The sequence below is a fragment of the Halomonas lysinitropha genome, assembly GCF_902500215.1.
In the GTDB taxonomy this organism is placed as follows: Bacteria; Pseudomonadota; Gammaproteobacteria; order Pseudomonadales; family Halomonadaceae; genus Halomonas; species Halomonas lysinitropha.
In genome coordinates, this window is sequence record NZ_CABVOU010000033.1 from 23,900 (window position 1) to 39,374 (window position 15,475).

8 protein-coding genes and 1 tRNA gene are annotated in these 15,475 nt (G+C 68.9%); 1 reads left to right on the forward strand and 8 read right to left on the reverse strand.

The features are described from left to right. The first annotated feature begins 198 nt into the window (after positions 1-198). Entirely contained in the window at positions 199-369 is a 171-nt protein-coding gene (locus tag HALO32_RS17965) for a hypothetical protein (protein WP_192576477.1), read from the forward strand. Here HALO32_RS17965 and HALO32_RS09205 read toward each other — a convergent pair. The 8 genes from HALO32_RS09205 to HALO32_RS09240 all read right to left on the reverse strand — a co-directional run bounded on the left by HALO32_RS09205 (position 356) and on the right by HALO32_RS09240 (position 15,454). Next, positions 356-604 (reverse strand): hypothetical protein, encoded by a 249-nt coding sequence (locus HALO32_RS09205; protein WP_151443497.1) that lies wholly within the window; start codon positions 602-604, stop codon positions 356-358. The genes HALO32_RS17965 and HALO32_RS09205 overlap by 14 nt on opposite strands. Beyond that, a complete protein-coding gene (locus tag HALO32_RS09210) occupies positions 582-1,910 on the reverse strand; it encodes an aminotransferase class I/II-fold pyridoxal phosphate-dependent enzyme (RefSeq protein WP_192576478.1) in 1,329 nt (442 codons plus the stop codon). The genes HALO32_RS09205 and HALO32_RS09210 overlap by 23 nt, the downstream gene beginning before the upstream one ends. Further along, entirely contained in the window at positions 1,907-9,430 is a 7,524-nt protein-coding gene (locus HALO32_RS09215; protein ID WP_151443498.1) for a type I polyketide synthase, read from the reverse strand. The genes HALO32_RS09210 and HALO32_RS09215 overlap by 4 nt, the downstream gene beginning before the upstream one ends. Beyond that, positions 9,427-11,019, reverse strand: a complete 1,593-nt coding sequence (locus tag HALO32_RS09220) for an LTA synthase family protein (RefSeq protein ID WP_151443499.1) — start codon at positions 11,017-11,019, stop codon at positions 9,427-9,429. The genes HALO32_RS09215 and HALO32_RS09220 overlap by 4 nt, the downstream gene beginning before the upstream one ends. Next, positions 11,016-11,792 (reverse strand): SDR family NAD(P)-dependent oxidoreductase, encoded by a 777-nt coding sequence (locus HALO32_RS09225; RefSeq protein WP_151443500.1) that lies wholly within the window; start codon positions 11,790-11,792, stop codon positions 11,016-11,018. Before HALO32_RS09225 ends, HALO32_RS09220 begins: the two co-directional genes overlap by 4 nt. Then, on the reverse strand, positions 11,789-13,057 hold the full coding sequence (locus tag HALO32_RS09230; protein ID WP_225809886.1) for a capsule biosynthesis protein: 1,269 nt from the start codon (positions 13,055-13,057) through the stop codon (positions 11,789-11,791). Before HALO32_RS09230 ends, HALO32_RS09225 begins: the two co-directional genes overlap by 4 nt. Position 13,058: 1 nt before the next feature. Next, positions 13,059-15,092: a capsular polysaccharide biosynthesis protein gene (locus HALO32_RS09235; protein WP_151443502.1), complete on the reverse strand. Its 2,034-nt coding sequence runs from the start codon at positions 15,090-15,092 to the stop codon at positions 13,059-13,061. A gap of 285 nt (positions 15,093-15,377) precedes the next feature. Beyond that, positions 15,378-15,454 (reverse strand) — tRNA-Met (locus HALO32_RS09240). Between the last annotated feature and the right edge of the window lie 21 nt (positions 15,455-15,475).

Genomic DNA, 15,475 nt, shown 5'->3' on the forward strand with positions numbered 1-15,475 from the left:
CGCCGTGCCGGCGCCGGGCAAGGCGGTTGCAGCGCCGGTGGGTGGCGCGACTCCTGGCCAATTTCAACCGACTGGAGGGCGAGGCCGATGCGGCGGAGCGTGAGCGTCGACTGCTGGCCTATGGCGATCAGGTGGGGCGCGTCTACAGAGAGCTGACGGTGCTGCCCCGGATTCTCGACAAACGTTTGAAGGTGGAGGATGCGCAGCATCTGCGTCCGCATCAGGGGGCCGCTGGTGCTGGTGGCGCCACACCTCGCCATTTGGGAGCTGCTGTCTGGTGTACTGGCGTTGATCGATGCCCAACTGGAGCACTGGGTACGGGAGCGCCCGGAGCATTGGTACTGGCTCAAGGATGTCACGCTAGGTTGAGCTGCTGCTTCAGCACGTCGGCGGCCTCGCGGAAGCGGGCCTCCTCGACGAGATGGAGCCGCGAATCGGGAAGCCGCGGGTCGTCGCCGGTGAAGACGACCTCGTGTCCGCGCTGGCGCAGTACCCTGGCGATCTCGATACAGCGCAGGGTGTGGGCCAGCACCCAGCCCAGCGGGAAGAAGAGGATCCGTGACGGCTTCGATGTTGCCGGGTCAACCGTCGTGGAGGAGGTCACTCAGGGCTCCCAGGGTGACATCGATCTGCTCCCGGCTGTGCTCGCAGGAGAGGAAGAAGCGCAGTCTGGCGCTCTTCTCGGGGACCGCGGGGTGGAGGATCGGCTGGACATTGAAGCCGCGCTCGAAGAGCTGATGGGAGAGCCCCGCGGCTCGCGCCGAGCTACCGACGATCACCGGGACCACGGCGGCGCCGATGCTGTGGCCGGTATCCAGCCCTATCGTTCTGGCCTGCTCGAGGAAGTAGCGCGAGATGACGTGCAGTGCCGCGACGCGCTGGGTCTCCTGTTGCATCAGTTCCAAGGCCTTGAGCGAAGGGGCGGCGACCTGGGCGGGCATGCCGACGCTGTAGAGGAAGCCCGGGGCGAGGTAGCGCAGGGTCTCCACCAGTTCGCGACACCCGGCGATATAGCCGCCGCAGCCGGCCAGGCTCTTGCTCAGGGTGCCCATCCAGATATCCACGTCGCCGGCGGGCACGCCGAAGTGCTCGCTCAGGCCCAGGCCGTGATCGCCCAGCACCCCGAAGGAGTGCGCCTCGTCGACCATCAGCCAGGCCTGATGACGCCGCTTGAGCTCGATGAAGCGGGGCAGGTCGGGGACGTCGCCGTCCATGCTGTAGAGCCCCTCGATGACCACCAGGACGCGTTCGAACTGGCCGCGCTGGCGGCTCAACAGGGCATCGAGGGCGTCGAGGTCGTTGTGGGGGAACGCGATGCGTCGGGCGCCGGCCAGCTGGGCGCCGATCAGCGAGCTGTTGTGGATGTACTCGTCATGCAGCACCAGGTCGCGGGGGCCCAGCAGGTAGCCCAGGGTCGAGACGTTGGTGGCGTGGCCGCTGACGAAGGCCACGGCGTCCTCGAGGCCGTAGGCCCGGGCGATGGCCGCCTCGAGCTGGGCATGGATGGGCCGTTCGCCGGAGACCACGCGGCTGGCCGAGACCGAGGTGCCGTAGTGGTCAGCGGCCTCGCAGGCGGCGCGGTTGACCCGCGGATCGCCGGAGAACCCCAGGTAGTTGTAGCTGGCGTAGTTGATGTAGTCGCGCCCGTCGATGCGCGTGGTGGCCCCGGCGGTGCCCTCGTGGACCTTGAAGAAGGGGTCGGTGAGCCCGAGCCGGCGCGCGCCTTCGCGCATCATGGCGATCTGCTGATAGCCCGGATGGGCATCGAAGCGCGTGAAGCGTTCGGGCACCCGGGAATCCGAGGCCACGGGGTGCGGGTCGCCGCCCTCGCCGGCGGGCGGGGTCGCTCGCCGACGGCCCCGTGCCTGGGCGAGTAGCTGCTGCTTGAGATCGGCGTGACGGTCGTTCACAAGCCCTTCTCCGTGCTCTCGGAGAGTTCCTCGCTGCCGTGACGGCTGGCCAGGTCGGCCAGCCGGGCCTCGTCGTCGGCATCTTCCGCCGGCTCGTTACTCTGCAGCCGGTGGATCAGCACACCGGCCAGCTTGTCCAGGGAGGAGGCCTCGCCGAGCACCATCACCGGCACCTGCACGCCGATCCGCGATTCGATGGCGGTCATCAGCTCCACGCCCATCAGAGAGTCGAAGCCCATGTCGTAGACCGAGCGGTAAACGTCGATCTTTTCTTCGTCGATCAGCAGGATGGCCGCCAGCTCGACGCGCAGCAGATCGGTCACCGCCTCATGCAATTCCTCCGGCGGCAGGTTGGCGAACTGCTCGGCCAGGTTCTCCCCGTCGTCGTATGTGCGGCCGTCGTCCTCGCTCTGTCGGGCGATTTCATCGAAGCGCGGGCTGTCGGCGGTGGGCAGGAAGCGCGCCAGGGCCGGCCATTCGAGCTCGAGCACTCCCAGGCTGGGCCCCCCCAGGCGATCGGCGTGGTGCAGCAGCAGCCGCTCGAGGATGCGCAGGGCGTCCTCGGAGCGCAGTGCCGAGCCGCCCAGACGCTCTTGCAGGGCGTCGCGGGTGCGAGTGTGGCGAGCCAGGAAGCCGACATCCTCGATGGCGCCCCAGCGCAGGCAGGTCGCCGGCAGGCCCTGGTGGCGACGGGCCGCGGCCAGGGCCTCGAGCCAGTGGTTGGCGGCCACATAGTTGGCCTGGCCGGGGTTGCCGAACAGCGTGGTGGCCGAGGAGTACATGACGAAGAAGTCAAGGCGCTCATGGCGGGTCAGGGCGTCGAGATGGCGAGCGCCCTCGATCTTGGGGGCCAGCACTCGGCGGATGCGCTCCGGGTCGAGATTGCGGATCAGGCCATCGTCGATCACCGTGGCGGCATGGATCACCCCGCGCAGCGGCGGCAGGCGGTTGCGGCACTCGTCGAGCAGGCGCGTGAGCGCCGCGCGGTCGGTGATGTCGCAGGCGGCGGCCACCACCTCGACGCCCTGGGCCTCGAGGGCCGCCACACCCGCCCTCGCCTCGTCGCTGGCGGCGCCGCTGCGACCGACCAGGATCAGGTGACGGGCGCCGCGGCTGGCCAGCCAGCGGGCACTGGCGAGGCCGAAGCCGCCCAGGCCGCCGGTGACCAGATAGCTGGCCTCGGCCGGCAGGGTCAGGCGCTCGCTGCCCGGCCGGGGCGTGCTGTTCGGCGTCAGCGCCTGCTCGTGGGTCACCACCACCTTGCCGATCTGCCGGGCCTGCTGCATGTAGCGGAAGGCCTCGACCACCTGCTGGCTGGAGAAGGCGGTGTAGGGCATCGGGGTGAGGGTGCCGTCCTGGAAGAGCGCCATCATCTCGCCGAACAGCTCAGCGGTGAGCTCGGGCCGCTCCTTCATCAGCTGGTCGGAGTCGATGCCGAAGTAGCTGAGGTTGTTGCGGAAGGGCCGCAGGCCGATATGGGTGTTCTCGTAGAAGTCGCGCTTGCCGAGCTCGAGGAAGCGCCCGAAGGGGCGCAGCGAGCGCAGGTTCTGGTTGATCGCCTCGCCGGCCAGGGAGTTGAGCACCACATCGACGCCGCGGCCGTCGGTCGCCTCGAGGATCTCCTCGGCGAAGGTCAGAGCGCGTGAGTCGTAGAGACGCTCGATGCCCATCAGGCGCAGGAAGTCGCGCTTCTCGGCGCTGCCCACGCTGGCGTGAATCTCGGCGCCCAGCCACTGGGCGACCTGGATGGCGGCGATGCCCACGCCGCCAGCGGCGCCATGGATCAGCACGTGCTCGCCAGGGGCCAGCCGTGCCAGATGCTTCAGCGCATAGTAGACAGTGAAGAAGGTGGTGGGGATGGTTGCCGCCGCGGCGAAGCTGACTCCCGCGGGGATCGGCGCCACGGCCTGACGGCGGGCCACCAGCCGGTCGCTGAAGCTGGCCGGGCCGAAGCCGACGACCGCATCGCCCACGGCGAGGTCCTCGACGCCGGGACCGACCGCCGCCACCACGCCGGAGAACTCCAGGCCCAGGGTGGGCCCGGCGAAGCCGTTCTCGATGGCCTCGTCGGAGAGCAGCCCCAGGGTGAACATGACGTCGCGGAAGTTGAGCCCGCTGGCCTGCACGCGCACCTCCACCTCGTCTCGGTCGGGCTCGGTCAGCGGATGGGGGCGCCAGGCAAGGTGACGTAGCTGGCCGGGTAGCTCGAAGCCCAGCGACATGGCCTGCCGCGCTGGCTGCCCAGCCTCCGGAGAGGGGCCTGGCACGGGCAGGCTGCGCAGCCGGGTGGCGAAGCGCCGGCCCCGGGCGTCCAGGGAGATCTCGGTCTCGGCATCCGGGGCGGTGAGCTCGTCGAGCAGCGCGTCGATCACGGCCTCATCGAGCTCGCCCTGGGGGAGGTCGAGCAGGCGCACCGCATAGCCGTTGGCCTCGTTGGCCAGGGAACGGCCGAAGCCCCAGAGGGCGGCGTCCGGGCCGGGTAACTCCTCACCATTTACTCCTGACCCCTCACCCCTCACTCCTGACTCTTCACTCCTCACCTTTGACCACTCACCATTTACCCACATCTCCGCCACGCCGCGGGTGATCAGCCACAGGCTGGCCGCCTCGCCCAGCGGTTCCAGGTCGTGGGCCCAGGCCAGGGCGTGTTCGCAGCGTGCCTCGCCCTGGCGCAGGTCGACGCAGTGCGTCGCGCCGTCCCGGTCGTGATAGGCATCGGTGATGGTCGCCTGCCGGCCCCGTGCCTGCAGGCCGGCGGCGAGGCGCCGGGCGAGCTCCCGATGGGCGGCGTCGGTCACTAGCTGGATGGCCGGTGCCGTGTCCTGGTTGGGCTCGACGGGTGTCCGTTCGGCCGGTTGGGCCGGCGCCCAGCGGGCGTGTATCAGGTAGACCCCCGGTGCCTCGCCCTCCAGGGGGAGGGCCTGGATATCCTCGGCGCCCAGGGCCTCGAGCTCGGCGATGACATCTGCCTGCTCGGTGGCCTCCAGCCGGGCGCCGTCGTCCTCGAGGCCCGGGGTGGCGAGCAGGGTGTCGAGCCAGGCGCTGGGCTGGATGCCGAGCACCAGCAGCTGGCCTCCCGGCGCCAGGCGCGGCGCCAGGGACTCGAGCAGTCGGCGGCTGCGCTCGCGGTGGCCGGGCTCGAGGCTGACCAGGGCCAGCTGGGCGCGGGGAGGCCGGTAGTCGGCGGGCGCATCCAGGCTCTCGACGTCGATCAGCGGGAAGCGTTCACGCAGCTGTTCGGCCTGGTGGTGGGCCTGCTCGCCCACGGTCAGCGCCGTATAGTCGCAGCAATCGGGGTCGAGCAGGTCGCAGAGCCGTTCACCCAGGGCGGGAGCGGCGCTGCCCGCCTCGAGCAGGCGCAGCCGCTGCCCGGGGGGCAGGGCGGCGAGGACCCGGGGCAGGGCCTGTTGCAGGGCGCCGGCGATGGCCTGCCAGCCGGCGGCACCGGGCAGCTGCTGGGTCAGCTGGGCGAGGACGTCGGCGTCCAGCCCCAGGGTCGCGGCGTTCTCCTCGCCGCTCAGCAGGCCATCGAGATGCAGGCCGAAGCGGCCCAGGCGCTGTACCGGGGGGAAGTAGTCGGGGTAGTCGCGTACCAGCAGCTGCCAGATGGCCTCGGGCTCGACGCTGTCGGCATCGCTGGGGCGCCAGCCGTGCTCGGTGGCCTGCAGTCGGCCGGCCGCCTCGAGCTGGCGCAGCAGCTGGTCGAGCAGCGGGGCGGCACCGAGGTGGGCGCGGCTCAGCTCGCGGTAGCGGCCATGGCTGAGATCACCGCCGCCGGCCAGGCGCCGCACGGCGCGGGCGGCGAAGGCATCGGCCAGGCCGTCGAGCAGGGGTGCCACCTCGGTGGCGTAGCGCTGGCCCGTGAGGCGGGCGAAGTCATCGATCAGCCCCGGCATGGCCGCGTAGAGCGCCTCCGGCTCGAGGGCCTCGATGGCGTTGCGGCGCGGTGCCGGGGTGAGTCGCACATCGAGGTAGCTGACGTGCTGGTGACGTTGGCGGCGCAGGCGAATCGCCTTGAAGCGGGTCTCGCTGAGCACGGCCACGGCGCGACCCTGGTCGTCGAAGAGCTCGAAGTCGGCGGTGAAGGAGTGGGGGGCGCGCTTGCCGAGGCGCGCGCGGGCCACAGCCGGGGTGCCGGCTTCGGCGAGGTACTGGAGCCGCCCCACCCGCACCGGTACGAAGGCCAGGCCGTCGTCCTCGATACCGGCGTCCCGGGCTTCTCGGGCGAGCAGCGGAATGAACAGCTGGAAGGCGCTGTCGAGGATGCCGGGGTGCAGATACTGGGTGTCCAGCCCCTCGTGGAGTGCCGCGGGGGGGGCGATGCGGCCGAGGATGCTGTCACCCTCTCGCCAGGCCTCGCTGATGGCCTGGAAGGCGGGGCCGTAGCGCAGCCCGAGGCGCTCTGCCTCGGCAAGGTGATCGCTCAGGGTGATATCCGGCCGGCGCACGGGCAGCACGGGGGCGGCACGACGCAGCAGGAAGCCGCGGCTCTGTTCCATCACCCGCGCCACGGCGTTGAGCTGCCATTCATCCTCGGCGAGGGGTTCCCGTGAGCGGATCTCGATGCGCCCGTCCTGCGGGGCGAAGTGCAGTCGCATGCGTCGGCCGTGCGGGGCGTCGAGCATCAGCGGGGCGCGGATCTCCAGTTCCTCGATGTCCACCAGGGCGCTGTCGCCACGATGGCGGGCTGCGGCCAGGGCCAATTCGACGAAGCCGGCGCCAGGGAAGACGGCCGCGTCGCCGACTACATGGTCGCCAAGCCAGGGCAGCCGGCCGGTGTCGAGCTGGCTTTCCCAAGTATCGGGCTGCTGGGCCAGGCGATAGCCGAGCAGCGGGTGTTCGTAGTAGCGGTCGAGCAGCCCCTGGCTGTCGCCGGTGGGGGCCACCCAGTAGCGCTCGCGCTGCCAGGGGTAGCGGGGCAGGTCGACGAGACGCCCCTTGACCGGGAACCAGCGCTCATCGCTGTGCGGCATGCCGCTCAGCAGCGCCTGGCCGACGGTACGGGTCAGGCACGCCTGGGCGGGCTGTTCGCGTTCCAGTGTGCCGAGCACCAGGCCGTCGTCGCCGACGCCGTGCAGGGCGTCGCTGAGATAGCGGCGCAGGATGGGATGAGCGCCGATCTCGATGAACAGGCGAGTGCCCTCATCCACCAGGCTCCTGATGGCGGCGTCGAAGCGTACCGGCTGACGGATGTTTTGCCACCAGTACTCGGCCGCCAGCTCGACGCCGGCGAGGCGAGCCCCGGTCACGGTGGAGATGTAGGGCAGCCGCTCGGTCTGCGGGGCGATATCGGCCAGCGAGGCGATGACGCCGGCCTCGATGGGATCCATGGCCGGACTGTGGAAGGCATAGTCCAGGGGCAGGCGCCTGACGAAGATACCACGGGCCTCCAGCTGGCGTTCCAGACGGCTCAGGGCCTCGGGGTCGCCGGCCAGGGTGACGCCCTTGGGGCTGTTGATGCCCGCCAGGGTGACGCCCTCATGGGCGCCTTCGGCCAGCAGCTCGCGGATCTCGTCGGCGCTCATCGCCACGGCGCTCATCTCGCCCTGGCCGCGGGTCTTGCCCTGGTAGTGGCTGCGGTAATAGATGACCTTGACCGCGTCGGGCAGGCTGAGGGCGCCGCAGGCCCAAGCCGCGGCCACCTCGCCGACACTGTGCCCCGTTACGGCAGCAGGCTCGATGCCGTGGTGTTGGAGCAGCCGGGTGAGGCCGACCTGGATGGCGAACAGGCTGGGCTGGGCGATCTCGGTCAGCGCCATGCGACTGCCGCCGTCCGGACCTTCATGATGACGGCCCTCGAGCTCGGCACGCAGCGAGAAGTCGCCGTGCCGGCGGAAGAGGGCGTCGACCTCGTCCACCGCCGCGGCGAAAACCGGCGAGCCGGCCAGCAAGTCGGCGCCCATGCGCTCCCACTGGCAGCCGTTGCCGGTATAGACGAAGGCCGGGGCGCTGGGCTTGGTCAGCCGCACGCCGCAGGCGATATCAGCCGGATCCTCCCGGTCGGGATCGGCGAAGGCGGCCAACATCGCCGCGGCCTCGGCCTTGTCCTCGGCGAACAGCAGGGCACCGTCACGCAGGGGATCGCGGCGGCAATACAGGGTATGGGCGATATCGTAGAGGTCGTCGTCGCTCTCGCCCAGCCAGGCGGTTAGGCGGCTGGCCAGGGCACGCAGGGCCGGCTCGCCGTGGGCCGAGAGGCGCAGCGGCAGTGGGCCACTGGCCTGGGGCGGCACGGTCACGGCCGCTTGCGGCGGGCTCTCGAGGATGACGTGGGCATTGGCACCGCCGAAGCCGAAGGAGTTGACGCCGATCACCAGGCGGCCCCGGGGCTTGAGCGGTCGCGCCCGGGTAACCACCTCGAGATTCCACTCGTTGAACCGGATGTTGGGGTTGAGCTTGCGGATGCCGATGGTGGCTGGCACTTCGCGATGGCGAAGGCTGTAGAGTGCCTTGGCCAGGCCGGCGACGCCGGAGGCGGTCTCCAGGTGGCCGACGTTACTCTTGACCGAGCCGATGGGCAGCGGTGAGGTGCGATGCTGGGCCAGGGCCTCGCCGATGGCGCGGGTCTCGATGGGATCGCCCACCGCGGTGCCGGTGCCGTGGGCCTCCAGGTAGTCGATCTCGTCGGGGCAGATGTCGGCCTGCTGGTAGGCCTGACGCATCAGCGCCACCTGGGCCTCGGGGTTGGGCACGGTGAGCCCCGACTTGTGGCCGTCGGTATTCACCGCCGAGCCAGCCACCACGGCGAGGATAGGATCGCCATCGGCCATGGCGCGCGCATAGTCCTTGAGCAGGAAGAGCCCGGCGCCTTCGGAACGCACATAGCCGTCACTACTCTCGTCGAAGACCCGACAGCGGCCGTTGGCCGAGAGCATGCTGGCCTTGGAGAAGATGATGAAGCCGTAGGGGTGCAGGTGCAGGCTGATGCCCCCAGCCAGGGCCATGTCGGTCTCGCCGCTGCGGATCGCCTGGCACGCCTGGTGGAAGGCGACCATCGAGGAGGAGCAGGCGGTGTCGATGGACATGCTCGGCCCGTGCAGGTCGAACATGTAGGAGAGCCGATTGGAGGCGATGCTGGAGGTGTTGCCGGTGGCGGTCGAGGCGTCGATGGCCGCCATGTCGTCGGTCATGCGATAGGAGTAGTCGAGGCTGGCGATGCCGACGAATACACCACAGTTGCTGCCCCGCAGTTGCGAGGCGGGCAGGCCGGCACCTTCGATGGCCTCCCAGGCCAGTTCCAGTAGCATGCGCTGCTGGGGATCCATATGAGCCGCCTCGCGCGGCGAGATGCTGAAGAAGCCGGCATCAAAGCAGGCGATATCGCCCAGGGTGCCGGCGGCGAAGGAGACGCTGGTGCCGGGATGGCGACGATCGGGATGTCGGAAGGCCTCCTGGCTCCAGCGATCCTCGGCGACGTGGGTCACCAGGTCCTTCTCGGCCTTCAAGTCCTGCCAGAACGCTTCGGGTGTGGTCCCGGGGAAACGATGGGCGGCGCCGATGATGGCAACGCGTCTACTCATTCTTGCTCCTGATGGTGACCGGCAGCGTCGTGCGTGCCTCCTGATGCCTGCGCATGGCGGGTCGTCTCGGCGAGGTAGCCCAGCAGATGCTGGCCCAGCCCTGCCACCTCCAGCTCCTCTGCTGCGGCTGCCGGCGAGGCTCCCTGGCTGCTGGACCAGATGAGATAGTCGGTCCGGCCATCGGGGGCGCCCAGCCGCCGGTAGAGATCGGCCATGATCGGGACATGATCCCCATACCAGCAGAGTAACCCCTGACGGGCGTGTCTATCCCGGGGGGTCAGCTGCTGCTGTAGGCTGGCCAGCATGCTATCGGCGTTGCTCAAGTGACGCAGGTAGATTCGTAGATCCGCCGTGTCGCCGGGGATGGTCGCTTCCAGCGGCGGAGCGTCTCGGGGTACCGGTCTTTCCAGGTGCAGCGGTCCATGGTTTTCCATCGTGATCACGAAGACGAAAAGGGGTCTATTATCCCCGTCATCCAGCAGGCTTCCAACCTTTTCAGCCACGGCGGCGTCGGCGATGTACTGGCCGTCGCGACGGGCAGGGTCGAAGGCGCGGATATCCAGGAATTCCTCGAAGCCGAGCCGCGGCATGACCCGGTCGCGCGCATAGAAGCTGGCCGGGTAGGGGTGCACGCAGACGGTGCGGTAGCCCAGGGCCCCGAGATGACTGGCCAGGGAGGGGATTCCCCGGCGGGCCAACTGGTGGTAGGGGTTAAAGCGATGAATGCCGAGCGCCCGCGGCGGGAGCCCGGTCAGGAAGGCGCACTCGGTACGCACCGTGTTGGCGCCCCAGGCCGGGACCTGCAGCTGGCCATGGGCCAGCGCCTGGCGCTTGAGGGCGTCGAAGGTCATGAGCGGTTCGCCGGGCAGTTCGTGGCGCCAGCGGCGCGGGTCGAAGAAGGATTCGCTCTGCACGGCCACCACATGGGGCAGTCGCTGGGGATCCAGCGCGGCGGGTGCCGGCGCGGCGAAGGGGCTGTCGAGTCGCGAAACGTCCAGCGGGCGCCGGGCGCGCAGGCCGTAGGCCCAGAGGGCGGCGAATAGCCCCAGGTGGGCGAGGTCCTCCTGGGGTTCCAGCCGGCAGGGCGGCAGGCGCGGCAGGCCGAGACCGATCGCGGCCAGGGCGCCCGACAGCAGCAGGGCGATGGCCTGGAGGAAAACGATGGCACTCTGGCGGGCGGCCAGGGAGGGTTCGAGCCACAGCAGGGCGGCGATGGCCAGGGCGCCGGCGGTGCTGGCGGCGATGGCCAGGCCGATGCCGAAGAAGGGCACGTAGAGCCGTGGATGCCGGATGGCATCGAGGAAGTACTCGAAGTCCTGGCAGATGAAGGGCTCGCGTAGGGTGGCGGCCTTGATGTTGCTGGACTGCACCACCACCAGCTGCAGCGACGCGATGAATACCACGGCGAACCAGGGGCGCTGCAGCACCAGCAGGAAGAGGGTGAAGAGCAGGACCCAGCTGCCGATGTGCACCGCCAGGGTGGCCCAGTGGCGGCGCCAGAAGGGGGTGACCGCTGGACGCAGCAGCCCTTCGATGACCAGGGTGAGCGCCAGCCCTGCCGCCAGCGGAGGCCAGAGGGCCGCGATCATCCGCGGCTCCCGTAACCCACCAGCCGCACGAGACGCTGGGAGAGGCCGGCCGGCAGTACCGCCAGCCACCAGCAACCGAAGTTGAGCGGAAAGGGGAAGCTGAGGCGCGCGCGGTTGGCCTCGATGCCGGCCCGGATGACCCGCGCGGCCTTCTCCGGCGGCCACTCCCAGGGCTTGGGCCCGGGCATGGCATGGCATAGCCGTGAACTGACGTAGCCGGGCATGACTACGGTGACTCCGACGCCGTGGGGTGCCAGGTGCCCCCGCAGGGCTTCGCCGAAGGCCTTGAGGCCGGCCTTGCTGGCGCTGTAGGCGGGCGTGACGGGCAGGCCGTACCAGGCGGCCAGGGAGCTAATCAGCACCAGCTGGCCGGACCCCCGGATGGCCATGCGCGGGGCGAGGATGTTGGCCATGGCCATGGGCACGCGCAGGTTGATGGCCAGCAGGTCGCTGACCTCCTGCCAGGGCTCCAGAGCGCCGGCAGGACCCACTCGGGTGTTCTGCCCGGCGTTGGCGATGACCAGATCGGGGAGGCCCGCGGCGCAGAGGGTCTCCAGCCAGGCGGCGAGGCTGGCGTCATCGGTGAGGTCGGCGGTGGCGACTTCGACCTTGGCGCCTTGTTGCCGACACGCTGCGGCCAGCGATTCCAGGGGCTCGCGGCGGCGGCCATGCAGGATGAGTCCGGTATCGGGGGCAGCGTAGGCCCTGGCCAGGGCGCCGCCGATGGCGCCGCTGGCGCCGGTGATCAGCACGCGGCGAGGGGTCGGGCTCAAGACAGTGTCTCCAGTTGCAGGTGCTCTGACAGCAGTCGCTCCAGTCGTGAACGCTCGGCGCCAAGCTCCCTGGCGGCGTTGGTCACGGCCAGCTCGATGCCGGTGCGGCAATAGAAGCCGCCGTTGAGCTGGGTGGCGTAGATGACCGTATCGCGAAAGCTGCGAAACAGCGCCTCGTCGGGCGGCGTCGGCACTCGCCAGAACTCGTCGAGGCTCGTCTGGTCGGTGAGCCCGGCGAGGTTGTAGATGGGGTCGCTCAACGCCAGGGTGGGGCGGCCGTGCTCCAGGGACACCAGGCCCACCGTGCTGTTGACGGTGACCGTGCCGGCGGCGTGGTGGAGCAGTGCCTCGAGATCGCCCGACTCCAGATAGACGATGCGCCCCTCGATGTTGTAGTAGCGCTCCAGTCGGCGGATCAGCCGCGCATGGTGGTCCAGCCCCATGTCGAGGGGGTGGTTCTTGATGCACAGCAGGGCGTCGCCGGGGGCATGCTCGGCGAAGGAGCCGATGACGCACTCCATGACTTCCCGCATGTCGGTGAACGACGAGTGATGGCGTATCTGCGCGTCGGTGTTGAGCTGCAGCGGGAGCATGAAGTAGGGGCGCCGGCCCTCGATGAGCGTCCTGATGCGTTGCGCATCGTGGGGCTTCCAGAAGCGCAGCTGGGTGAAGCGCTTGGCATAGCCGGCATATTCCACGGGGGCGATGATGGGGGCGTGGTTGCGGTAGTGGGGGAAGCGTAGCGGATTGCTCAGCCCGGCCAGGTGGTAGAGCACGTCGTGGGCGGCGCGGACGCGAAACGATGTACTGAAGCGGTGCGGCGCAGGCTGTTCGGGCAGCCGCCGGGCGGTTTCGAGGAACCACTGGGGGTTGCGGGGTAGCAGCGAATGGCCGTTGACGCCGTCACGCTCCAGGGTGATCCAGAAGGGACGGAAGTAGCCCTCCTCGAAGACATGGTTCCGGACGCCGGCCCGCCGGCCGCCGGTGATGGCGGGACGATGCACGGGGCGGCGATCGCCGAAGACGACCTGGTCGGTGATCGCGTAGCGTCGATAGAGCTCGTCGAGGAAGTCCGGAAGTGCCTCGAGACGTCCGCGGAAGGCGTGGACGGGGCCTGTGTCGGGATGCCAGTAGAGGCTGTCGCCGGCATTGAAGTGAACCTTGACGACGCGATGTCCCTGCTCGGCCAGGCGGCGGCCGAGCTGCGGGTAGAAGGGGGAGCAGACACCCTGCAGGAAAAGAAAGGCGCGTCGCTGTGATGTCACGTCAGTGTCTTCCCGCGAAAGCGTTGCGGTAGCGCCGATAGAGGCGCGTCTTCCAGGGCAGCCAGGCGTTCCGGGCACGCTGCCGCTCGAGCAGGCTGACCACCGTTTCGGCATTGCACAGCTGGCGGCTGTACGGGTCGACATAGGTGGGATAGAGGAGCAGCGTGCCGGCGACCAGGGCGTCCAGAGAGAGCCGACGGCGGCGTCGTGGACAGCGCTGATGGTCGTCGGTGAGCCCCCAGCCGGCATAGAAGGGCAGACCGTAGGTTGTCACAGGCTTGCCGCGCAGTAGCGCCTCGAATCCGGTCAGGGAGCTCATGGTGTGAATTTCATCCACGACCTCGAGCAGTTCGGCGATGGGTATCTCGCCGAGCTCACGATCATACAATTGTTTGGCGGTTGTATCGAGGGCGCCGACGCGGGCGCCGCTGAGGACGTCCGGATGCGGCTTGTAGATCACGTAAGCATCGGGATGACGATCACGCACGGCGGCGAGCAGCTCGGCGTTGGTGCGGATTACCGGCGAGCCGCGGGCGATGGAGGCATCGCTCTCGACCTGGCCCGGGACCAGGATCCATGGCTTGTCGGTGGGCAGGTCGGGCAGGGGTTGTCCCGCCAGGTTGTACTTTGACAGCCTGAGTTCGACCAGGCGCTGGCGTAGTCGAGCCGCGCGATGCAGCAGCGGGGTATCGAACTCGGCTTCGTTGAGCAGGTGTTCGAGGTCGCTGGGGTGCTGGGGATCGTAGTAGATGCCTTGGCTGTCGAGGACCAGCGACAGCGGGCGGGCGAGGTCCACGCCCAGCCCGACCGAGCGGATGAAGCCATCCTCCATGCGCCATAGCGCCAGGCCGCGCTCCCGGCAGCGCTCCTCCAGGGTGGTGTCGATGCGGTTTGACCACTCGAACACCCGTTCGCCGGGGACAGCGGCCCGGGCGGCGGCCTGCGCCGAGGCATGGTGACGCAGGCGAGCGCCGGGGCCGAGGAAGTCGCCGATGAAGCCACGCTTCCAGCGCGAGAAGCCTCCGGCATGCCAGCGGCCGGCGAGGCGCTCTTGTTGGCGCTTCTGGTCAGCGATCAGCTCGATAGTCTCCTCCAGGGAAGCGGCCTCCCCGGTATAGGGGTTGGCGTAGCGACAGTAGCGCAGATAGGCGGCGGTAAACAGCTGCACCAGACTGCGCGACGGCTCGCGTCGAGCGCAAGAAAGGCGGTCATCCGTCAGCCCCCAGCCGGCGTAGAAGGGCAAGCCGTGACAGACCACTCGGCATCCCGCCAGCAGGGCTTCGAAGCCGAGCTGGCTGGTGACAACGTGAACGGTGTCGACGGCATCGAACAGGCACCAGGGGTTGAGATCCTCGGCGATCAGCCGACAACGGGGGTGCTGCTCGGCTGCCTGCAGCAGATGGCCCCGCTTGCTTCCGGCCACTACGTCCGGGTGCACCTTGACCAGGATCTCGGCCTCGGGGTGCTCATCCAGCGCTCCCTGGAGCATGGTATGAAAGCGATCGGCGTCGGCCCCACCATAGTGGATCGAGGCATCGCCAGCCGTCTGGTCGACCACCAGCACTCGCCTGCGCTGGCTGGCGGGCAGGCTGCGGTCGGGGGCATGGTTGTACTTCGAGAGACGGTGGTGGCGGATCAGAGTCATGCAGCGCTCGGCGCGCTGCAGCTCCGCCTCCCCGAACGGGGCCTCGAGGATCAGCTGCTCAAGGTCGGAGGGACGAGTGGCATCGTAGTAGATGCCCGTGGTGTCCACGATCAGGCTGTGAGGCTGATAGCCGTTGACGCCCAGTCCCCAGGAGCGCAGGAAGCCGTCTTCCAGCGCGACATAAGGAATACCGCGCTGCTCCGCCATCCGCCTGGCTTTCTGGCTGGTCGGCTTCAGCCCCCAGCCCAGAATGACATCCGGACGGCGCCAGAGCGTCAGCGGGCCAAAGCCTTGGTACTCGGTGAGACAGGCGGGGAGGAGGGATAGCCTGCGGATGCCGCGCGAGGCACAGGCGGCAAAAGGGAGTCCCTTACGGCTAGCGCTTTCCATGCAACCTCTGGCGTGGTTTCGTGCCGGCAACGATTAAGAGGCAGGTCAGTAATTTACTGACCTGCCTCCCAAGATATCGGTAGCGGGGACCGCTGATTCTAAAGCGATGGGGGGCCGATGACCGACGGTCATACCACCTAATAAAAAGTCGACTCCTACAAGAATCGGCTTTCTCTATGTTTGGTGGCGGGGACCGCTGAATCTGAAACGACAGGGAACCGATGACCGACGGTCATGCCGCCTAAGAAAAAGCCGACTCCCGCAGGAATCGGCTTTCTCAATGTTTGGTAGCGGGGACCGGATTTGAACCGATGACCTTCGGGTTATGAGCCCGACGAGCTACCAGACTGCTCCACCCCGCATCAACGTGTGGCGTATTCTAC

Bases quoted from the DNA above. Each gene is read 5' to 3' on its own strand.
- HALO32_RS17965 (WP_192576477.1), top strand. From the start codon at position 199: ATGCGCAGCATCTGCGTCCGCATCAGGGGGCCGCTGGTGCTGGTGGCG.
- HALO32_RS09215 (WP_151443498.1), bottom strand. From the start codon at position 9,430: ATGAGTAGACGCGTTGCCATCATCGGCGCCGCCCATCGTTTCCCCGGG.
- HALO32_RS09220 (WP_151443499.1), bottom strand. From the start codon at position 11,019: ATGATCGCGGCCCTCTGGCCTCCGCTGGCGGCAGGGCTGGCGCTCACC.
- HALO32_RS09235 (WP_151443502.1), bottom strand. From the start codon at position 15,092: ATGGAAAGCGCTAGCCGTAAGGGACTCCCTTTTGCCGCCTGTGCCTCG.